Here is a 21,120-nt window from a genome sequence, read left to right on the forward strand (position 1 = left end):
CTCGACAAATTTGTCGAGAGTGCTTTGTTTTACTTATTATAGCCCAAGTGGGATATTATCCGAATTTGCTAATTTTTCGTAACCGTTCTTCATCTATAATTTGTATACGTCGGCCATCGACTGTTATGATTTTTTCGTTTGTAAAACTCGATAGGGTGCGTATGGCGTTAGATGTGGTCATGTTCGATAAGTTAGCTAAATCTTCACGAGCCATATAGATGTTGAGTGTAAGTCCATCTTCTTCGACACCGTAATTTTCTTTAAGTACCAATAAGGATTCGGCTAATCGTCCTCGAATATGTTTTTGTGTGAGATTGACTGTGCGGGCATCCGAAATGCCTAAATCGTTGGATAGTTCTTTAATGAAAAACCAAGCCAAGCCGTTATTTTTGCGAATATGTTCTTCTACTAACGGCATGGGCAAGAATCCCACAATAGAATTTTCAATGGCTGCTGCTGCCGTTACATAAGGTTCGCGAGAGAAATATGCCCGATAGCCGAAATATTGAACCGGTCGAATTAATCGAATAATTTGGCTCCTGCCCCCAACTCCGTCTTTGTAAATTTTTACTTTACCTTTTAATAAGCACATTAGTTGTGCGGGATCTTCTCCCTCACTGTAAATAATTTCATTCTTTTTGAAATTCTGAATTTTAAAGTTTTCGGCGATAATGCGTTTTTCTTCATTTTCAAGTAGAGCCCAAAAATCAGACATTTCTTGTTGTAGTATGGATTCTAATGTGCTTTTTTTAACCATTTGCCTTATAACTATGTTTTACAGCACAAAAATATATAAAAAATTGATACATTGTTCCTTAAAAGAGGAAAAACTATAATATTTAATAGTAAATCGGGATTTATATCAATAAAAAATAAGGAGCGAAAAAATCATTTACGCTCCTTATTTGTATAAAGCAAAAGTGTCCTTATAGACTGTTATTTATAAGATAGCGTTCGGCATCCATTGCCGCTTTACAACCCGATGCCGCCGCAGTGATAGCCTGTCTATACCGGGGATCTGCGACATCTCCGGCAGCGAATACACCTTCTATGTTAGTTTCGGTTGTGTGAGGTGCAGTAACTATATATCCGTTTTCATCGAGGGTAATGGAATGTTTGAATATATCTGTATTAGGTTTGTGTCCAATGGCAAGGAAAAATCCATCTATGGGTAAATCGTAACGCTCTTCATGCGCTGTGTCTTTGCCTTTAACCAAATGTACTCCTTCCACTCCGTTTTCTCCGAACAATCCTTCGGCCTGAGTTTCAAATAAGATTTCTATATTAGGATTTTCATTGACACGGCGTTGCATGATATTGGAGGCTCTTAGAAAGTTTTTTCTGACGATTAAGTAAACCTTAGAGGCTAAGTGGGAAAGGTATTCTGCTTCTTCGCAAGCCGTATCGCCTCCACCTACTACCGCGACTATTTTTTTTCGGTAGAAAAATCCATCGCAAGTAGCGCAGGCCGACACTCCCATACCTGCATATTTAACCTCATCTGGGAGTCCTAAATATTTGGCCGAAGCACCAGTAGAAATGATTAAGGCATCGGCTTCTATAATTTTTTCACCGTCTATGGTTATACGATATGGCTTTTGAGAAAAATCGACAGCTGTGGCAATCCCTCGGCGAATGTTTGCCCCGAATCGTTCGGCTTGTTTTTTCAAATCTTCCATCATATCGAATCCTGATATACCTTCGGGATATCCCGGGAAATTTTCTACATCGCTGGTCGTTGTTAGTTGTCCGCCCGGTTGCATGCCTTCATATAGAACCGGTGATAGGTTTGCTCGTGAAGCATAAATAGCTGCCGTATAACCGGCCGGTCCTGAGCCTATAATTAGACAACGTATGCGTTCGTTTTGTTCCATAATTTCTATTTATTTGTGTTATTAGCGTAAATCGATAAGTTCTGCTTTTGAATATTGCTTTTTGTTAAAAACAAATGTCGAGTCTGGAAAGTTTTGGTCGGTAGCATATTTTGATAGGTTGATTATGCTATATGTCCGATCGCTATAATAGAGCTTAAAAGAGCTTGGATTCCATGTAGTTGTGTTGATAATAATTATAATGTGGTCTATATTTGTTCCTTTCTTCTTTGGTGTAAGTTCTGCTATACTTTCTTTGGAACTTTTTGACTTTAATGTTTTGATGTAGAAGTCTTTTTTGTAGTTATTGATGAGTATGTAGGGATTGACTGTTGCGATTTCTTCGGTCGTTGGTTCGGTTAGGTTTACTTCCTCTGTTGCCTTTACGTATGTCCATTGTTGCAAACCATCGTACCATACAGTCATAGATGTTGTATTCCAGTAAAATTTGTTCCCAGATAGTTTTATAGTTCCGTTTTGTTTTTCTACGGGTTCGTTCAGTGCATTAAAAACGGTCAGTGTAAAAGTAGCCGATATACCGTTCGATTGTTGGAATTTACCAACGACTTTATCTAATGCCTGTGTACCGTTTTGTGCATGTAGAGGTTCCATGCTTAATAGTAGAAAAAGTACAGAGCAGCATAGTAGAATGCGATTTGTTTTCATTTCATTAATTCTAATTTGTTTTCGAGAGCCATAATATCCACAATCAGTACTTGTCGAGGTTTACCCCCTTCGCTTGGGCCTACGATACCGGCAGCTTCCAGTTGATCCATCAGTCGTCCCGCTCTATTGTATCCGATGGAGTAGCGTCTTTGTAAAGACGATGTGGAGGCCTGCCCTGAAACGACGATCATTTTAGCGGCTTCCTCGAATAGGGGGTCTCGGTTGATTACATCGTTTCCATTGCTCCCTGCGTCACTGTCGGGATTTTTATATTCTGGAAGTTCATATGGTTCGGGGTATCCTTGTTGTTTGCTGATATACTCACAAATTCGTTTTACTTCGGGAGTATCGATAAACGCACATTGAATACGTTTCAAATCACCTCCTTCGGTAAATAACATATCACCTCGTCCGATGAGCTGGTTTGCTCCGGGAGCATCGAGTATAGTCCGTGAATCGACCATTTGCATAACTCTGAAAGCGATACGTGCCGGGAAATTTGCCTTAATGTTACCGGTGATAACGGTCGTTGAAGGACGTTGTGTTGCTATGATCATGTGAATACCGACAGCTCTCGCTTTTTGTGCTATTCGAGCGATGGGCATTTCGACGTCTCTGCCTGCCATCATAATTAAATCAGCGAACTCATCGATAATCACCACGATATAGGGCATGAATTTGTGTCCGTTATTCGGATTCAGTTTTCTATGGATAAACTCTTCGTTATACTCTTTGATTGTTCTCACATTTGCTTTGGCGAGTAGGGCATATCGATTATCCATTTCGATACAGAGAGAATTTAAAGTGGCGATAACCTTGTCGCTGTCGGTAATTACGGACTTTTCTGCGTCGGGTAATTTAGCCATAAAATGTCTTTCTATAACCGAATAGATACTGAATTCGACCATTTTGGGATCGACTAATACGAATTTTAATTGAGCCGGGTGTTTTTTATAAAGTAAAGATGTGATAATGGCATTCAGCCCGACGGATTTTCCTTGTCCGGTAGCACCAGCCACCAATATGTGAGGCATTTTACAAAGATCTGCTATGCAGACTTCGTTCGTAATACTTTTTCCTAACGCAAGGGGAAGTTCATATTTACATTCTTGAAATTTTTTGGAAGCTAGAACAGAATACATAGAGACCATTTTAGGATCTTTGTTCGGTACTTCGATACCGACGGTTCCTTTGCCGGGAATAGGGGCTATAATGCGAATCCCTAACGCCGACAGGCTGAGGGCAATATCGTTTTCCAAACTTTTTATCCGGGCTATTCTTACTCCGGGTGCTGGTTTTATTTCATAAAGAGTAACGGTAGGACCCACAGTCGCCGTAATGGAACTGATTTCTATATTGTAATTTTTGAGGGTTTCGGTGATCAGTTTTTTGTTGGCAGACTGTTCTTCCATGTTGATCTCCACCTCGCTGTTTTCCCGTTTGTCCAGTAAATCGAATGTCGGTCTTTTATAATGCGAGAGGTCTTTCGTAGGATCATAATCTTCCATAGGAGCTTGTGTGGCTAATACTTCGGTCTCAGCCGTCTCGATGACAAAGTCGGGGTCACCGGTCTCGATGGTAACTCGTTTAGTCTCCTCTTCGATAGGAAGAATATTTTCTTGTATATCTTCGAGTGTAGGGATTTCTTCGGTAGGGTCATCGGGATATTCGGGCAATGTATTTACAATATCGTTTTCCGATGAGGGTATGTTTTCAGTGTTTTGGATTTCGTTAGATTCAGTTTCCCTATTGTCATTTTCGTTATCTGTTTCTGGATTATCCGTCCTGTTTTTTATTGCTTGGATCGCCTTCCCTGTGAGGTTGACGGACGATACTCGTCGAATATATTCGATGGTTTTATAACTTAGATGGACGAGCAATATGATAACGAGAGCTATAATGAACAGAGCCGTTCCCCATGGTCCTATCCATGCATTGAGCCATAAAGTCGCATAATACCCGTGATATCCCCCTAAATATAGGAAGGTGTTGTTATAACTGTGCATGAAAATGAATCCGAAAAAGAGAGACAAAACTATTATCGACAAGGCACAGCTAATCGTAAATCGTATCATTCGAGTATGGGCGACTTTCATGAATCGACGGCCTACGACATATAACCATAGAGAAACGATGAAAGCAGATATACCCATCCAACGATTTATCATGAGGTTGGATAAGTATGCCCCGAATGCACCCGTCCAATTTTGAATCTCGTTTCCAATGGAAGAAAGTTCTCCTACCGATAGATTCTCAACTTTACTTTGGTCGATGCTTCCTGTAAAAAAGAATGAGATGAAAGAGATAGTCAAATAGAGGGAGAATATGACTAAAATGACACCTAAAATGAAATTTACACGTTCATTTTTAAATATGTTTTTACGTATTTCTCTTTCATTCTGAGCTGTATCGTTTCCCTCTTCGGGTTGGGCTTGTTTTATTTTATTTTCTTCTAAGTCTGTTGTAGGCATATTATGAGAATACTTCGCTTTGGATTTTAGATTAGATACAAATGTACAAAAAATACTTATTCTCAACAATATTATGAGTTTTTCCAAAAGTAAGATGTGAATAAAATGAGGACTGTAAACAGTTCAAGCCGGCCGATGAGCATGATGATTGACAAAGTCCATTTTCCTAAATCGGGGATAAAAGCATAGTTACCTGCCGGACCGGTTGAACCGGCCCCGGGACCGATATTGCTGAGGCAGGAAAGTGTCGAACCGAATGATTCTTCCATAGACAACCCCAATGCCGATAGGATAATAGACCCTGCTATAAGTACCATGACATATACTAAGATAAATGCTAATATTTTGGATACTATTTCGTGAGATATGGCTTTCCCATTTACGCGTACAGGTAATATAGCATTGGGGTGTATGACTCTGTAAAGTTCATTTTTTGTATTTTTGGCGAGGACCACCAGCCTGTCTATTTTTGCTCCTCCACAAGTGGAGCCGGCACAAGCTCCGAAGAACATGAGTAGTAAAAATATAGTTGTAAAAAATGGGCCCCAAGCGACATAGTCATCTCCGGTGTATCCGGTTGACGTAACAATTGTTACAACCAAGAATAGCGATCTTCGAAAAGTATCTTCGAAGGATCCGTTTTGGTCGGTTATGTATAGTCCTGTAATGACTAATAAAGTGGCCCCTAATACAATTGCCGTGTACCATTTGGTTTCTTCATTGTGTAATAGTTTTTTGAAATCTCCGGTTACGGCTCTATACACCAAAGCAAAATTTATACCTGCGATAAATGTGAATATAGTCATGACATATTCTGTGTAAGAGGAGTTCCAAAAATTTATACCGGCTTGTTTGGTCGAAAATCCACCTGTTGCCATGACGCAAAATGCTTGACAGATAGCATCGAAAAGATTCATGGGACCCAACCACAATAGGAGACAGAGGATAATGGTGAGTATGATATATACACTCCATAATTTTTTTGCTGTTTCTCCGATTTTTGGTTTCAATTTTTCAGTTGTTATACCGGTTACTTCGGAATTAAATAAAAGTAATCCACCCTGATGGTTGAGCATGGGCAGTATGGCGATTGTTAACAAGATGATACCCATTCCTCCGATAAAATGCATGAAACTGCGCCAAAAGAGAATACCATGTGGAAGAACGTCTACGTTTTCTATAATGGAAGCTCCTGTCGTTGTTAGACCGGATACCGTTTCGAAAATAGCATCTGTAATACTCAAATGATTGGGCATTAAGCAAAATGGGAGCATCCCGAAAGCCGAGAAGAAAAGCCATATAGAAGTTACCAGTAAATAACTTTCACGCTTTCCTACGTCGTTACGGGAATTTCTAAAAATGTAGAATAATATACCACCTACGATTGCAGTTATTGATGCCGATTTAATAAAGGCCGGCGCATCTCCTTCTCCATAAATAAGAGCTACGACAAACGGAACGAGCATGAATATAGATTCCATGCATAGTAATATTCCGATGAATTTCAGTATGACATGAAAGTTAATTTTGGGCATGATATTCCTAATTGAAAAGCTTCTCTATTTTATGTAATGCTGTGTCGAGACAGAAAATAACGACGTGATCATTCGGTTGTATCCATGTGTTTCCGGTTACGACCATGCCGTGTCCATTACGAACCAATCCACCGATTGTTAAATCGGACGGGAGTTTTAGGTCTTTTACTGCGGCTTTGGTAATTTTAGAATTTTCTTTTGCGACCAATTCTACGACTTCGGCATCGGATAATGCGAGGCATTTAGCATTTGAGGAGTCTTCGTCGAGCAACAATTGGAAGATACGGCTGGCTGCTAGTAATTTTTTATTGATGATATTTCCTATATTTAGCCGTTCGGCAGTAGAGATGAACTGGATATTTTCGACTTCTGCAATAGTCTTTTTTACCCCTAATTCTTTGGCGGTTAAACAGGCTAATATATTTGTCTCGGAACTATCGGTTAATGCTATGAATGCATCCATGTCACGGATTCCTTCTTCTTTCAAAAGATCCACATTGCGTCCGTCTCCTTGAATAATGATTATATCGTTCATGTATTCGGCTAATTTATAACTCTTTTGCTTGTCGCATTCGATGAGTTTTATTGCCATATTATCAGGCGCGTAACTCGATATGCGTATAGCGATACGGCTGCCTCCCATGATCATTATTTTGTGAATTTCTGCTTCTGTTTCACCTGAGAGTTTTTGAATTTCTTGTATATGATTAGGAGTCGTGGTAAAGTATGCGATGTCTCCTATTTTTATTTCGTCGTTTCCTCTTGGAATAATAGTTTCATGTATACGTTTGATGGCCGCGATGTGAAATTGGCTTTCGGCTGTTGTGAGTTCATAGAGTTTTTTATTCAGAATTTTAGCGTTGTCGTGTAATTTTACACTTAGTACGATTAATTCTCCATTACAAAGTTCAAACCAGTTGCGTGTCCAAGTGTGTTTTAATGCGGTTATTACTTCTTCTGCGGCCAGTTTTTCGGGATATATCAGTTCATTTACTCCCAGATTTTCAAAGAAGGCTTTATTTTCAGGTAAAAGGTATTCGTAGTTGTCTACTCTTGCCAGAGTTTTTTTTGCGCCTAGTTTCGATGCCATTGTACATGCCATGATATTACGAGACTCGAAGGGCATGACAGCAATAAATAAATCGGCTTTATATACTTGGGCTTGTTTTAATGTTTGGAATGCAGTAGGGTTCCCGATGACAGTCATTAAATTATAATTGGCATCGAGTTCTCGTAGTTTCTCTTCATCATTGTCGATTAGAATAATATCCTGTTCTTCTCGGGATAACAGTTTTGCTAAATGTGTTCCAACCTCTCCGGCTCCAGCAATGATTATTTTCATAATTATTAGTTCTCTTTTATTTCTATGATTTACCAATTACCAATAATTACCGAGTGAATATTTTCTTCATCTATACCACATAGTTGGTGTAGTTCTTTAACTGTCCCCTGTGCTATGAATTTATCGGGGATTCCTATTCGTTTTATATGGGGTGTATATCCATTGTCGGACATGAATTCTAATACAGCACTTCCGAAGCCTCCTGTTATGCATCCATCTTCTACGGTTATGATTCGTTTGTATTTTTGGGCTACTTCGTGAAGAATTTCTTCGTCAATGGGTTTGACAAAAATCATATCGTAGAGAGCTGCTTTTACACCTGTCTTTCGGGCCCGCTCTACGGCTTGTCGTGCCGCGACACCCGCAGTCCCGATACTCAGTACGGCTATCTCATTTCCGTCATAGAGCTTGCGACCTTTCCCGATAGGAATTTCGTGCATAGGGCATTCCCAATCGACATGACTTCCGCAACCGCGAGGATAGCGAATGGCAAACGGCCCGCGGTCGGATAGTTGTGCTGTGTACATGAGATGTCGCAGATAATGTTCGTCCATAGGTGCAGCAATAGTCATATTGGGTATGCAACGCAAATAGCACATATCGAATGCACCGTGATGGGTAACCCCGTCTTCTCCCACGAGTCCAGCGCGGTCGATACAAAATGTTACCGGTAAGTTTTGTATGGCGACATCGTGAATGACTTCGTCGAATCCTCTTTGGAGAAAAGTCGAATAGATACTGCAAAATGGTTGTAATCCTTCTTTGGCCAAACCAGCGGCAAAGGTGACGGCATGTTCTTCGGAGATACCGACATCAAAAGACCTTTCGGGAAATTTCTCCATCATGAAACATGTAGAACTTCCCGTTGGCATTGCAGGTGTGATAACTGTTATTTTATCGTTTTTTTTAGCCAATTCGACAAGCGTGAGTCCGAATACATCTTGAAATTTGGGAGGTTTTTGCTCTTCTGTTACGGTAATTCTATCGCCCGTTTCTGGATTAAAACAGCCCGGAGCGTGCCAAATAGTCGGTTCTTTTTCGGCCGGAGCATATCCTTTCCCTTTGATCGTACGTAGGTGAAGTATTTTCGGACCGGTCATATCTTTTATATCGTTGAGTTTATTGACGATATTAACCACATTGTGCCCGTCTATGGGACCGAAATATCGTATATTTAAACCTTCGAAAATGTTTTGTTGCTTGGTTAGCAAAGCTTTTAGGCTATTGTTGAAACGTAAAATGGCCCCCCTGTGTTCATCGTCTATCAGATTTAGCTTACGTAGGGTACGATAAGCATCGTATCTGAGTTTATTATAGCTTTTCGATGTAGTGATGTTTACTAGATATTCGTTTAGCCCTCCGACATTATGGTCGATTGCCATATCGTTGTCGTTCAGTATGATGAGCAAGTTATTGGGACTGATGGATGCGTTATTCAATCCTTCGAAAGCTAATCCTCCGGCAATGGAGGCATCTCCGATGACAGCAATGACTTTTCTTTCTTTTTGTTCGTGTTTCAGTTGTGTAGCAATGGCCATGCCTAATGCTGCTGATATAGAATTAGATGCATGTCCGGCAATGAAAGCGTCGTATTCGCTTTCGGCTGGGTTTGGAAATCCACTCAATCCGTTGAGTTTACGACAAGTATAAAACCTGTCTCGTCTTTCAGTTAAAATCTTATGCCCGTAGGCTTGATGTCCCACGTCCCAAACTATGCGGTCGTATGGAGTGTCGAATACATAGTGTAAGGCCACGGTCAATTCCACGGCCCCCATGCTAGACCCAAAATGTCCCGGATTATGGGCGAGAGTATTGATAATGAAATGCCTGATTTCGTCACACACTTGGGGTAGCTCGCTAACCTGTAATCTTCGTAAATCGGCGGGTGTGTTTATTTGTTTCAGTAGTTCTGTATTGTCGGGGTTCATTTTTAGTCTCTTTTACGTAAATACAATGGTACTATTTACCTTTACTCTCTTGCTTCCATCGTTTGTAGAGTGGAACGAATACAATGATTCCCGAAGCAATGATAGCGAACAGAGCTTGCCCGTCGATGCCTCTTCCCCTAATTAGAAGAACGCATAAGAATGCCCATAATAAGGCTATGCATGAAATACGGAACGTATTATATTTTCTCATGTTAATCCATAGGTTTGTTAGTGCGCTTATATATACGCCTAAGTTAACCTACAAATATAAATATTCTTTTGCAATCCATGAAAATATTGTATCAATTTCATTTTATAAAGTTAGTAAGGCAGGGCGTGCGTGAAATGAAAAAGGCTTGTGTTAAGCAAGCCTTTTTCATGATTTTGAGCTATTCTATGTTTTTTCTCACTTGGGTGAGGTATTCTTTCATTTTTATGGAATCTTTACGCTCGATAATATCGAGGAGAGACGATAACTGCTTCTGTATTCCCCGCACTTGGTCGGGAGTATTGGGATTGAAAAGAATTTCGGTTAGCAGGTAGTCGTCTTCCGAAAGTAGCCCTCTTGCTATGTCCATGTGTTTTTTGAATGTCGTGCCGGGAGCCTCTTGATGTTTCATAATCGAGGCGAACACCAACGTCGAAGTGAATGGAACCGAGAGCGAATAAGCTATGGTTTCGTCATGCTCTTTAAAACTGTATTCGAATATATTCAATCTCAGGCGCTGGTAAATATCTTTGAAAAAGATTTTGCCCATGTGGTCGCCTTCGGTAATGATGATTGTATTTTGTGTACTTAGGTCGCTCAAATTAGCGAATGTTGGTCCGAACATAGGGTGTGTCGATACGAATGGGTGTCGGGCTTGGGCATAAAATTCGGGTAATCCGGTCTTGACCGAAGCAATATCCGATAGGATTGTGTGAGCCGGTAAATAGGGAAGAACGGTTTGAAACGCTTCTATCGTATATTTTACGGTTGCCGCATTGATGACTAAGTCGGGCGTAAAATCTTGTATTTCTTCTGGCCGGGTCATTCGCAAAGTATTGAATGCGAATCTCAGTCGATAAGGGTCTATGTCGTATAGGGCGATTTCATGGTCGAAACTGAGTACATCGGCAAAGAAAGAGCCCATTTTTCCGGCTCCGAGAATTACTATTTTCATTGTTTTTATTTATTAATAATATCCATTTGTTGATGTACCGATTCTTCGTGAATGGCTTGCATCACTTCTTTCATGAATTCTCCGCTCATTCCCAACTCAACGGCTTGTGCCATGCGTTTTTGTAGGATTTCGTCATAGCGGTTAGTTTGCAGCACGGGCATACTGTGCTCTTTTTTATATTGCCCGATTTCTCTGGATATGCGCATGCGTTTGGCTAACAGTTCGAGCAGTTGATTGTCGAGGTTGTCTATTTGGTGACGTAGTTCCGATAGGTTTTCTGTCGTCTGTGTGGTCTCTCGTATTACCAACATGTTGAGTATATAGTCCAGAGCGTCGGGGGTCACTTGCTGATTTTTATCGCTCCATGCACAATCGGGGTCGCAATGGGATTCAACGATTAGTCCGTCGAATCCCAGATCCATCGCTTGTTGGCTCAATGGTGCTACAAGTTCGCGTTTACCGCCGATGTGGCTAGGGTCGCAAAAAATAGGAAGATTGGGGAGACGGCGACGTAGTTCGATGGGAATGTGCCATTGAGGCATATTGCGGTACAACTGTTTGTCGTAGCTGCTAAAACCCCGGTGTATGACTGCCAGTCGGTGGAGACCAGCGTTATAAATGCGTTCGACGGCTCCTATCCATAGTTCTAGGTCGGGATTTACCGGATTCTTGATGAGTACCGGAATGTCTACACCTTTCAGTGCGTTGGCTATTTCTTGAACCGCAAAGGGATTGGCGGTCGTGCGTGCTCCGATCCATAAAATGTCGATACCATGTTTTAATGCTTCGAATACGTGCCGTTCAGTGGCAACCTCTGTTGCCGTGTACATACCGGTTTCTTCTTTGACGTGTTTTAACCAAGCAAGGCCTTCTACGCCTATACCTTCGAATCCGCCCGGTTTGGTACGAGGCTTCCATATACCTGCACGAAATATTTTAATGCCGCGCTCGGCGAGGCTTTTCGCTGTGGTCATTACTTGCTCTTCGGTTTCGGCGCTACATGGGCCGGCTATGATAATAGGGCGTTTAGAGTCTATTCCGGGAAGTAAAATTGATTGTAAATCTTCCATAATGGTATTGTTATTTATTTGATTTGATTTTTTCTATACGGTGTAACGCTTCTTGCATCTTTTTTTCGGGGGCGCAAAGCGAAATGCGAATATATCTGTTCCCTCGACTTCCGAAAATGAATCCCGGGGTAATGAAGACGTGCGCGTTGTATAATATTTCGTCGGCTAACGATTCGGCATCTGTTGCACTATCGGGAATTTTTCCCCATACGAACAATCCTGCTTGTGACGGATCATAACTGCAACCGAGAGCTTTCATGATTTTTTCTGCGATATCACGTCGGTTACGGTACACTTCGTTTAATTGGTCATACCATTCTTGACTGCATGACAATGCTTTTGTCGCAGCCATTTGTAGCGGACGGAACATTCCTGAATCGATATTACTTTTCACTTTCAAAATCCATTCGATAAATTGAGGGTTGGAAGCAAGCATACCGATTCGCCAACCGGACATATTGTGAGATTTGCTTAAAGAATTCATTTCGATACAAATGTCCTTAGACCCGGGGACAGCTAGTATACTCATCGGATTGTCGTTGAGAATGAAACTGTACGGGTTGTCGTTCACGATGATTATGTTGTGACGCTTCCCGAAATCCACCAGCTTGGTAAACAATTCCATAGATGCTTTGGCTCCCGTAGGCATATTGGGATAGTTGACCCACATTAACTTTATACGATCGAGCGGTAACGATTCTAATTGCTTGAAGTCGGGTTGCCAATGGTTATTTTCGTCGAGGTCGTAGGTGAAAATTTCGGCTTCGGCCAGTCGGCTGACGGAACTGTATGTGGGGTATCCCGGATTGGGAACCAATACCCCGTCTCCGGCATTGAGAAATGCCAGACTGATGTGCAATATACCCTCTTTGGACCCTATAAGGGGTTGTATTTCTTTTTGAGGATCGAGTGTTACATTGTACCATCTGTTATACCAATCGGCGAAGGCTCGGCGTAGTTCGGGTAGGCCTATGTAAGGTTGGTATCCGTGAACATCAGATTTCCGGCTCTCCGTACACAGGGTTTCAATCGTTTCGGGGTGGGGAGGCCTGTCAGGCCCGCCTATGCCCAGACTGATAATATCCAAACCGCGGGCATTTAGTTCGGCTATTTCTTTCAACTTTTTTGAGAAGTAGTATTCGCTTATGTTATTTACCCGATTAGCGGGTCTGATATTAAAGGGGTTGATTGAATTCTGCATATTCTCCAAGTATTTTAAAGTCTTTTGTTAGAGGTCTTATTGCTTCGAGGGATTGTTTGTATCGAGTGAAATTATCAAATGTAAGGTCTATATAAAATCGGTATTCCCATTCTTTCCCGATAATGGGCATGGACTGTATTTTGGACAAATTGATGTCATAGAAAGAAAGTATGGTGAGTACTTTTGATAAACTGCCTTGTGTATGTGGCAAACTGAAAACAAGTGAAGCTTTGTTTATGCGTTTGCCTGCTATTAAAATTTCACGGTGAGAAGGATCGGCAAGAATTAGAAAACGAGTGAAATTTCGTTTATTGGTTTCGATACCTTCTGCCAAGATATTCATGTTATAGATTTCGGCAGCCAGTTTACCGCAAATGGCAGCATGTCCCGAAAGATGACGGTGTGAAATTTCTTGGGCACTACCGGCCGTATCGTCTTTTTCTACGACTTTCATTTTAGGGTGAGCTTGTAAAAAATCACCGCATTGCATTAATGCCATGGGGTGAGAGTTCACTTCGAGGAGATCGTCCATAGTTTCTCCCGGTAGTGCGGCCAGTACGTGAGAAATACGTAATTTATATTCTCCTATGATACTTAATTCACTTTTTCGTAATAGTTCGTGATTCTGTAAAATGCTGCCTGCAATGGTGTTTTCAATGGCAATGATACCCAATAAAGAACGGTCGTTATTCATGCGGTCGAACATTTCGGGAAATGTCGAGCAGGGAACCGTTTCTATTTCTTCTTCCCCGAAATAAGATCGGGCGGCGGCCTCGTGGTAGCAACCGGCTATGCCTTGTATGGTGACTTTTTTATTCATAAGCAAGATAAATAAAAAATCCCGTTCGTATTGAACGGGATTTTATCATAAGTTTCTTAATTGTTTTCTATTTCTTTTTTTTGCATAAAACCCCGTTTCTATTTTTCTCCAAAATAAAAATAAAAGTAAAAGTAATATGCAAAATCAAAATTCTTCATTGCCTGTCAAATATGAGTTTGATGTTGCAAATGTAATGAAATCATTTTTGAATCCAAACAAATAGTTATATATTTTTGAATAAAACGAGATTTTTTTTATCGCATCGTTTTGTATATGGTATTTGAAACTTGCTTTGTATGTGACGAATAGGAGAAAATTTTGCATAACGGCGATGTCTACGGATTTTTTCGCTATCTTTGTCGTGAATGTAAAGGTAAGTTGAGCCGGGCATGACTAAATAAATTGGTTTCCATCTTCGGTTATACTATCTTTGAAGTACAAATAATTATGTATTTATGGAAACTTCGGAATTAACACTTTTTTCTGCAATGTGTGAGTCTTTTTGTACGGCAGTGGAGAAGGCTCGTGCAGAGGCGATGTCCTTGACCGATATGTATGTGCAGGTGAAATACGACGAACAGTTGTTTTCGGTATTTGATGATACTGAAAGTATATTGGTGCAATCGGTAATTGATGGATTGGACGAGTGGCGAGATTCCAGTGGAGAACGTTCGGATGCTGCGATAATTGCTTTTCTGAGGAAGGTGTTGAGTCATGAAGATGTGAATCATGCTTTGCATTCGCTGGATATTATACCTCCCTTTTCTGTCGTGTTGGTAGATAATGAGATGGAGCCCGTTGCCGATTTGATTACATTGGACGATGAGAATATCTATTTGCACGATGATTTTTGGGAAAAAATGGATAAAGAGCTTGACGATTTTTTTGAACAATTGATGTCCGATACGAAGTAAGGTTGGGTATTGGAGTTCAAAGGAGGCTGCTCTTGCGGAGTGGAAAGTCTTTTCACGATATAGGTAGAAAGAAAAAAATTAATAATAATTTGATTATCGAAAGATAAGCACTAATTTTGCGCTCTCAAATTTGCACGCTTTTTGTGGAAAGTTGAGAATAAATTTGTGAGTCTAATTTAATAAAATCATAAGAATGAACGTTTCGCATCAAAACACTGACAACCTGAATGCCGTGATTTCGATTGAAATTTCAAAGGCTGACTATCAGGAAAAAGTAGACAAATCTCTTCGTGCTTATGGGCAAAAAGCGAATATTCCCGGATTCAGAAAAGGGAAAGTTCCTTTTAGTATGCTCATGAAGATGTTTGGAAAATCGGTTCGAGTTGAAGAAATTAATCGTTTGGTTTCCGAGTCTCTGTACAATTATATTCGTGATAATAAGCTCAATATCTTGGGCGAGCCGATGACCGCAGAAGATATGACTGTCGATTTGGATACACAAGACGATTTCACGTTCCGTTTTGATGTGGCATTAGCCCCCGAATTGAATGTAAAGGTCGATAAAAAAATAAAAGTACCTTACTATACGATTACTGTCGATGATGACATGGTAAAACGTCAGAATGAATCCTTTTTGTCACGTTTCGGTAAACAGATTTCGGTAGATGAGTCTACCGATGAAAGAGACCTTATCAAAGGTTCGATGGTAGAAATGGTAAAAAAAGGGACTCCGGTAGAAGGGGGAATTACGGTCGAAAGTACCATCGTTTCTCCTGCATATTTCAAGAATGACAAGGAAAAAGCTAAATTTGCCGGTGTGAAGAAAGGTGACAAAGTGATGTTCAATCCTTCGAAAAGTTGTGATGCTTCGGTCGCAGAACTGGCCTCTATGTTGAATATCGATAAGGAAAAAGCTGCCAATGTGACATCGAATTTCGAGATGACAGTGACAGATATCACACATTTGCAACCTGCCGAATTGAATCAAGAATTATTTGACAATGTATTCGGTAAAGATGTTGTAAAAACAGAAGAGGAATATTTTGCTAAACTTCGTGAAATGATAGCGCATCAATTGGTTCCTGAAAGCGATTATAAATTTTCGATTGATGCACGTGCTGCGATAGAAAAGGCAGTAGGTGAATTTGATTTGCCCGATGCATTTTTGAAACGTTGGTTGTTGGCTACCGATAAAAATCGTAAAGCTGAAAATATCGATGAGGATTTTGCGAAGATGGTTCCCGATTTGAAATGGCAGTTGATTAAAGAACAAATCGTAAAACAATTCGATATTCATGTCGATGATGCCGATTTGTTGGCTTTGGCAAAACGGGTAGCGGCAAGTCAGTTCGCACAATATGGTATGACAGGTGTTCCCGATGATGTTCTCGAACGTTATGCTAGGGAAATGTTATCGAGCAAAGAGTCTCGTTCGCGTCTTATTGACCAAGCTACGGAGCAGAAGATTCAAACTGCCATTAAGGAGTCTGTAACGCTTACGGACAAAGAAGTGACGATGGATAAATTCCAGAAAATGTTTGAAGTTGCCGAGTAATAAAATCGATATAATTATCGATAGCCCCGAGACGTAATGGCTTCGGGGCTTTTCATTGTTTGAAATCTTCCAATATAGTTAATTGATGCTTGTAGTTCGGTTGATGTATTATTTTTTGTGAAGATATTGGCAAAAAAGACCGGGCAGCAGAATTTTATTTGGGGTATAATTGTTTTTATTTATATCTTTGACTAAAAATAGGGATTAAAAAACAATCTAAAAACGATATAATTATGACTAATGATTTTAGAAAATATGCGGTAAAACATTTGGGTATGAATGGACTTGCCCTTGATCAATATGCGCAGTTTACCAGTAGCTATCTTTCCCCTTCTATTATGGAGGAGCGCCAACTGAATGTAACCCAGATGGACGTGTTTTCGCGTTTAATGATGGACCGTATAATCTTTTTGGGAACTCCTATCGATGATTATACATCGAATGTTATAGAAGCACAGTTGCTTTATCTCGATTCTGCCGACCCGGGTAAAGATATATCTATTTATTTCAATACTCCCGGAGGGTCGGTATATGCCGGGTTGGGTATCTACGATACCATGCAGTTCATAAGCAGTGATATTTCTACGATCTGTACAGGTATGGCCGCCTCGATGGGCGCTGTATTGTTGGTTGCAGGGACAAAGGGAAAACGTTTTGCTTTGAAACATTCCCGGGTTATGATACATCAACCGATGGGAGGCGCACAAGGTCAGGCTTCGGATATAGAGATTACGGCAAGGGAGATACAGAAACTTAAAAAAGAACTCTATACCATTATAGCCGATCATTCGGGAAACTCGTATGAGCGTGTGGAGAAAGATTCCGATCGTGATTATTGGATGACTGCTCTTGAAGCCAAAGAATACGGTATGATTGACGACGTATTGGTAAAATCTATGAAATAATATTCTAGGAATGGCTAAGGGCGAAAAGTGTAGTTTTTGCGGAAGAGGAGAAAATGAGGTAAGATTATTAATGCCGGGGCGGGACGGTTGTATTTGCGACGAGTGTGCCGAGCAAGCCTATCTCCTTTCCGAAGAATATTTGCATAAAAAGAAAAAAGCGAGTTCCAAATGGACCGTATCCCGAGAGGATTTACCTAAACCGGAAGAGATAAAAACATTTCTCGATCAGTATGTTATCGGGCAGGACGATGCCAAGCGTTATTTGTCGGTTTCGGTCTATAACCATTATAAACGTGTTTTGCAGGTAGCCGATAATGATGATGTTGAGATTGAGAAATCGAATATTATTATGGTCGGCCCTACCGGAACCGGAAAGACCTTATTGGCGAAGACGATTGCTCGTTTATTGAAAGTTCCGTTTACGATTGTCGATGCTACTGTCTTGACCGAGGCCGGTTATGTGGGTGAGGATATCGAAAGCATTTTGACCCGTTTGCTGCAAGTTGCCGATTATGATGTCGAGGCGGCTGAGCGAGGTATTGTGTTTATCGACGAGATCGACAAAATTGCTCGTAAAAGCGATAATCCTTCGATTACCCGTGATGTCAGCGGTGAGGGCGTACAGCAAGGTTTGTTGAAATTATTGGAGGGTTCTATCGTAAATGTTCCGCCGCAAGGCGGGCGTAAACACCCCGAGCAGAAAATGATACCAGTGAATACAAAGAATATTTTGTATATTTGTGGCGGGGCTTTTGACGGAATAGAACGTAAAATCGCCATGAGGTTGAACACCCATGTCGTAGGTTATAATGGAGGTGGTAGCAATGGTCGTATAGATCGGGAAAATCTGTTACAGTATATTGCGCCCCAAGATTTGAAATCGTTTGGTCTTATTCCTGAAATTATAGGACGATTGCCCATTTTAACCTATTTGCAACCTTTGGACAAGGCCGCGCTACGGAGAATTCTGGTAGAGCCTAAGAATTCGATTATCAAACAATATATCAAACTTTTCGAAATGGACGGAGTGAAACTTTCGTTTGATGAGGATATGCTTGATTATGTTGTCGAAAAGGCCGTAGAGTTCAAGTTGGGAGCCCGAGGATTGCGCTCTATTGTCGAAACGATTATGATGGATGCTATGTATGAAACGCCTTCTTCGACAAAAAAGAAATTGCATATAACACGTAGCTATGCAGAAAAGAAGTTAGAAAAAGCAAAACTATTGGCAGTATAAGAAAAAACAGCAAGAAAAAATTTGGTAATTAAGAGGAGTTGTTTATAAATTTGTTTGACCGATAAAGGTCGGCGAATATACATAACGAGAAAGAGAGTAACCGTATGGCAAAAGAAGTAAATTTGACTGAGGAACTGAAAAGGAATTTCGGATTCGATACATTTAAGGGAAATCAGGAAGCGATTATCAGAAATTTGCTTGCCGGGAATGATACATTTGTATTGATGCCTACCGGAGGAGGGAAGTCGCTTTGTTATCAATTGCCGTCGTTGATTCTTGACGGTACTGCGATAGTTATTTCGCCTTTGATTGCATTGATGAAGAATCAGGTCGATGCTATGCGGAATTTCAGTGCCGAAGATGGTGTCGCTCATTTCATAAACTCCTCTTTGAACAAAACTGCGATAGACCAAGTAAAAACCGATATTTTATCGGGGAAAACCAAATTGTTATATGTTGCTCCTGAATCCTTGACGAAGGAAGAAAACATTGATTTTCTTAAACAGGTGAATGTGTCGTTTTATGCGGTAGATGAAGCCCATTGTATTTCGGAATGGGGACATGATTTCCGTCCTGAATATCGACGTATCCGACCTATTATTAATGAGATTGGCGTACGTCCTGTAATAGCTCTTACCGCGACTGCGACTCCGAAAGTCCAGCATGATATACAGAAGAATCTGGGCATGTTGGAAGCTACTGTATTTAAGTCGTCGTTTAATCGTCCTAATCTTTATTATGAGGTTCGCCCGAAAACAGCGAATATCGATAAAGACATTATTAAATATATAAAATCGCAGGAGGGTAAATCGGGTATAATCTATTGTTTGAGTCGAAAGAAAGTAGAAGAACTGGCAGAATTGTTACAGGTAAACGGAATTCGTGCGCTGCCATATCATGCCGGAATGGACTCTGCGACTAGGACTCAGAATCAAGATGCATTCTTGTTGGAGAAAATAGATGTTATCGTTGCCACGATAGCCTTTGGTATGGGGATTGATAAGCCCGATGTCAGGTATGTCATACATTACGATATACCCAAAAGTCTGGAAGGCTATTATCAAGAGACGGGACGAGCCGGTCGAGATGGAGGAGAAGGTCAGTGTATAACTTTTTATATCAATAAAGATTTACAGAAACTCGAAAAATTCATGCAGGGAAAACCCATTGCCGAGCAAGAGATTGGTAAACAGCTTTTGTTAGAAACTGCTGCTTATGCCGAATCTTCTCTTTGTCGTCGCAAGATTTTACTGCATTATTTTGGAGAAGAGTATGAGGAAGATAATTGTGGAAATTGTGATAATTGCCTAAATCCTAAAAAGCAAGTGGAAGCAAAAGATCAACTTTGTGCGGTTCTTGAAACTATTATTGCACTGAAAGAAAAATTTAAAGCCGAATATGTGATAGATGTCTTGTTAGGTAAAGAAACGAGCCAAATACTTTCGTATCAACATGAAGATTTAGAGGTGTTTGGAAGCGGACAGGGTGAAGATGAGCGCACGTGGAACGCCGTCATTCGACAAGCATTGATAGCCGGCTACATAGGTAAAGATATTGAGAATTATGGACTATTGAAGGTAACGAAGGCTGGGCATGCGTTTTTGAAGAATCCGGTTTCGTTTAAGATTGTCAAAGATGTCGATTTTGACGAGGTGGAGGAAGAAGTGCCCATGAAAGGTGGAGCTTCTTGTGCGGTCGATCCCGAGTTATATTCTATTTTGAAAGATTTGCGAAAGAAAATCGCTAAACGATTGGAACTTCCTCCGTATGTGATTTTTCAAGACCCTTCATTAGAAGCTATGGCGACAACCTATCCGATTACAATTGAGGAGTTACAAAATATTCCGGGGGTAGGAGCAGGTAAAGCGAAACGTTACGGAGAAGAATTCGTTAAAGTCATCAAAGCTCATGTGGAAGAAAATGAAATTGAGCGTCCCGAAGATTTAAGGGTGCGTACGGTTGCCAATAAGTCGAAATTGAAAGTATCCATTATTCAGGCCATCGACAGGAAAATTGCACTTGATGAATTGGCCGAGTCGAAGGGCCTTGAATTTGGAGAGTTGCTCGACGAGATAGAGGCGATTGTTTATTCGGGAACGAAAATCAATATCGACTATTTCCTGCACGAGATTATGGATGACGAGCATATCGACGATATTTTTGACTACTTCAAGGAGAGTGAAAGCGATAGTCTCGAAGATGCCATTGAGGAGTTTGGTATGGAGTATAGCGAAGAAGAAATTCGTTTGATACGTATCAAGTTCCTTTCAGAGATGGGAAATTAAAAGCCGAGAAATAATAGTGAAAAAGCGACATTCCGATAATCGGTTGTCGCTTTTTTATTTTAGCTTTTGGGGTGATAAATAATTTAAAAATCTTCATGTATAGATAATAGCTTGCCGAAAAATAATTATCTTTGCATGCAATAAAATTCTAATGAAC

The 21,120-nt window shown here is 40.6% G+C and carries 17 protein-coding genes; 5 read left to right on the plus strand and 12 right to left on the minus strand.

All coding sequences use genetic code 11. The annotated features are described in order from the left end of the window. Positions 1-55: 55 nt before the first annotated feature. The 12 genes from QVD32_RS04925 to QVD32_RS04980 all read right to left on the minus strand — a co-directional run bounded on the left by QVD32_RS04925 (position 56) and on the right by QVD32_RS04980 (position 14,067). Positions 56-757: a Crp/Fnr family transcriptional regulator gene (locus tag QVD32_RS04925; RefSeq protein WP_021891404.1), complete on the minus strand. Its 702-nt coding sequence runs from the start codon at positions 755-757 to the stop codon at positions 56-58. Between the two features lie 169 nt (positions 758-926). Then, positions 927-1,874, minus strand: coding sequence for a thioredoxin-disulfide reductase (gene trxB / locus QVD32_RS04930; RefSeq protein ID WP_008861775.1), 948 nt, complete (start codon positions 1,872-1,874; stop codon positions 927-929). Positions 1,875-1,895: 21 nt separating this feature from the next. Then, a complete protein-coding gene (gene lolA1 / locus QVD32_RS04935; protein ID WP_021891403.1) occupies positions 1,896-2,537 on the minus strand; it encodes an outer membrane lipoprotein periplasmic chaperone LolA1 in 642 nt (213 codons plus the stop codon). Next, positions 2,534-5,008, minus strand: coding sequence for an FtsK/SpoIIIE family DNA translocase (locus tag QVD32_RS04940; protein ID WP_021891402.1), 2,475 nt, complete (start codon positions 5,006-5,008; stop codon positions 2,534-2,536). The genes lolA1 and QVD32_RS04940 overlap by 4 nt, the downstream gene beginning before the upstream one ends. 71 nt (positions 5,009-5,079) lie before the next feature. After that, the gene (locus QVD32_RS04945; RefSeq protein ID WP_229033558.1) at positions 5,080-6,489 is read right to left on the minus strand and encodes a TrkH family potassium uptake protein; all 1,410 of its coding nucleotides are present in this window, start codon (positions 6,487-6,489) and stop codon (positions 5,080-5,082) included. Between the two features lie 61 nt (positions 6,490-6,550). Continuing rightward, positions 6,551-7,885, minus strand: a complete 1,335-nt coding sequence (trkA, locus tag QVD32_RS04950) for a Trk system potassium transporter TrkA (RefSeq protein ID WP_008861779.1) — start codon at positions 7,883-7,885, stop codon at positions 6,551-6,553. A 29-nt stretch (positions 7,886-7,914) separates the two neighbouring features. Further along, positions 7,915-9,813: a 1-deoxy-D-xylulose-5-phosphate synthase gene (dxs, locus tag QVD32_RS04955; RefSeq protein ID WP_021891400.1), complete on the minus strand. Its 1,899-nt coding sequence runs from the start codon at positions 9,811-9,813 to the stop codon at positions 7,915-7,917. A 31-nt stretch (positions 9,814-9,844) separates the two neighbouring features. Then, positions 9,845-10,024: a hypothetical protein gene (locus QVD32_RS04960; RefSeq protein WP_118687235.1), complete on the minus strand. Its 180-nt coding sequence runs from the start codon at positions 10,022-10,024 to the stop codon at positions 9,845-9,847. 178 nt (positions 10,025-10,202) lie between these two features. Further along, on the minus strand, positions 10,203-10,976 hold the full coding sequence (locus QVD32_RS04965) for a prephenate dehydrogenase (protein ID WP_021891399.1): 774 nt from the start codon (positions 10,974-10,976) through the stop codon (positions 10,203-10,205). A 5-nt stretch (positions 10,977-10,981) separates the two neighbouring features. Next, entirely contained in the window at positions 10,982-12,046 is a 1,065-nt protein-coding gene (locus QVD32_RS04970; RefSeq protein WP_008861783.1) for a bifunctional 3-deoxy-7-phosphoheptulonate synthase/chorismate mutase type II, read from the minus strand. Positions 12,047-12,056: 10 nt separating this feature from the next. After that, positions 12,057-13,247 (minus strand): pyridoxal phosphate-dependent aminotransferase, encoded by a 1,191-nt coding sequence (locus tag QVD32_RS04975; protein WP_021891398.1) that lies wholly within the window; start codon positions 13,245-13,247, stop codon positions 12,057-12,059. Beyond that, positions 13,222-14,067, minus strand: coding sequence for a prephenate dehydratase (locus QVD32_RS04980; protein WP_021891397.1), 846 nt, complete (start codon positions 14,065-14,067; stop codon positions 13,222-13,224). The genes QVD32_RS04975 and QVD32_RS04980 overlap by 26 nt, the downstream gene beginning before the upstream one ends. A 455-nt stretch (positions 14,068-14,522) precedes the next feature. Here QVD32_RS04980 and QVD32_RS04985 point away from each other — a divergent pair, with 455 nt between their 5' ends. The 5 genes from QVD32_RS04985 (at position 14,523) to recQ (ending at position 20,963) form a co-directional block, all read left to right on the plus strand. Then, positions 14,523-14,981, plus strand: coding sequence for a hypothetical protein (locus tag QVD32_RS04985; RefSeq protein ID WP_021891396.1), 459 nt, complete (start codon positions 14,523-14,525; stop codon positions 14,979-14,981). 193 nt (positions 14,982-15,174) lie between these two features. Further along, positions 15,175-16,536: a trigger factor gene (gene tig / locus QVD32_RS04990; RefSeq protein WP_008861787.1), complete on the plus strand. Its 1,362-nt coding sequence runs from the start codon at positions 15,175-15,177 to the stop codon at positions 16,534-16,536. Between the two features lie 233 nt (positions 16,537-16,769). After that, a complete protein-coding gene (clpP, locus tag QVD32_RS04995) occupies positions 16,770-17,441 on the plus strand; it encodes an ATP-dependent Clp endopeptidase proteolytic subunit ClpP (protein ID WP_008861788.1) in 672 nt (223 codons plus the stop codon). 10 nt (positions 17,442-17,451) lie between these two features. Continuing rightward, positions 17,452-18,678: an ATP-dependent Clp protease ATP-binding subunit ClpX gene (clpX, locus tag QVD32_RS05000; protein WP_008861789.1), complete on the plus strand. Its 1,227-nt coding sequence runs from the start codon at positions 17,452-17,454 to the stop codon at positions 18,676-18,678. 104 nt (positions 18,679-18,782) lie between these two features. Beyond that, entirely contained in the window at positions 18,783-20,963 is a 2,181-nt protein-coding gene (gene recQ, locus QVD32_RS05005) for a DNA helicase RecQ (protein WP_008861790.1), read from the plus strand. Positions 20,964-21,120 lie beyond the last annotated feature (157 nt).

The sequence above is a fragment of the Barnesiella sp. genome (genome assembly GCF_022723415.1).
Classification (GTDB): domain Bacteria; phylum Bacteroidota; class Bacteroidia; order Bacteroidales; family Barnesiellaceae; genus Barnesiella; species Barnesiella intestinihominis.

Bases quoted from the DNA above. Each gene is read 5' to 3' on its own strand.
- QVD32_RS04975 (WP_021891398.1), bottom strand. From the start codon at position 13,247: ATGCAGAATTCAATCAACCCCTTTAATATCAGACCCGCTAATCGGGTA.
- clpX (WP_008861789.1), top strand. From the start codon at position 17,452: ATGGCTAAGGGCGAAAAGTGTAGTTTTTGCGGAAGAGGAGAAAATGAG.
- QVD32_RS04965 (WP_021891399.1), bottom strand. From the start codon at position 10,976: ATGAAAATAGTAATTCTCGGAGCCGGAAAAATGGGCTCTTTCTTTGCC.
- lolA1 (WP_021891403.1), bottom strand. From the start codon at position 2,537: ATGAAAACAAATCGCATTCTACTATGCTGCTCTGTACTTTTTCTACTA.
- dxs (WP_021891400.1), bottom strand. From the start codon at position 9,813: ATGAACCCCGACAATACAGAACTACTGAAACAAATAAACACACCCGCC.
- QVD32_RS04940 (WP_021891402.1), bottom strand. From the start codon at position 5,008: ATGCCTACAACAGACTTAGAAGAAAATAAAATAAAACAAGCCCAACCC.
- recQ (WP_008861790.1), top strand. From the start codon at position 18,783: ATGGCAAAAGAAGTAAATTTGACTGAGGAACTGAAAAGGAATTTCGGA.
- QVD32_RS04960 (WP_118687235.1), bottom strand. From the start codon at position 10,024: ATGAGAAAATATAATACGTTCCGTATTTCATGCATAGCCTTATTATGG.
- clpP (WP_008861788.1), top strand. From the start codon at position 16,770: ATGACTAATGATTTTAGAAAATATGCGGTAAAACATTTGGGTATGAAT.
- QVD32_RS04945 (WP_229033558.1), bottom strand. From the start codon at position 6,489: ATGGAATCTATATTCATGCTCGTTCCGTTTGTCGTAGCTCTTATTTAT.
- QVD32_RS04925 (WP_021891404.1), bottom strand. From the start codon at position 757: ATGGTTAAAAAAAGCACATTAGAATCCATACTACAACAAGAAATGTCT.
- QVD32_RS04985 (WP_021891396.1), top strand. From the start codon at position 14,523: ATGGAAACTTCGGAATTAACACTTTTTTCTGCAATGTGTGAGTCTTTT.
- tig (WP_008861787.1), top strand. From the start codon at position 15,175: ATGAACGTTTCGCATCAAAACACTGACAACCTGAATGCCGTGATTTCG.
- QVD32_RS04980 (WP_021891397.1), bottom strand. From the start codon at position 14,067: ATGAATAAAAAAGTCACCATACAAGGCATAGCCGGTTGCTACCACGAG.
- QVD32_RS04970 (WP_008861783.1), bottom strand. From the start codon at position 12,046: ATGGAAGATTTACAATCAATTTTACTTCCCGGAATAGACTCTAAACGC.
- trxB (WP_008861775.1), bottom strand. From the start codon at position 1,874: ATGGAACAAAACGAACGCATACGTTGTCTAATTATAGGCTCAGGACCG.
- trkA (WP_008861779.1), bottom strand. From the start codon at position 7,885: ATGAAAATAATCATTGCTGGAGCCGGAGAGGTTGGAACACATTTAGCA.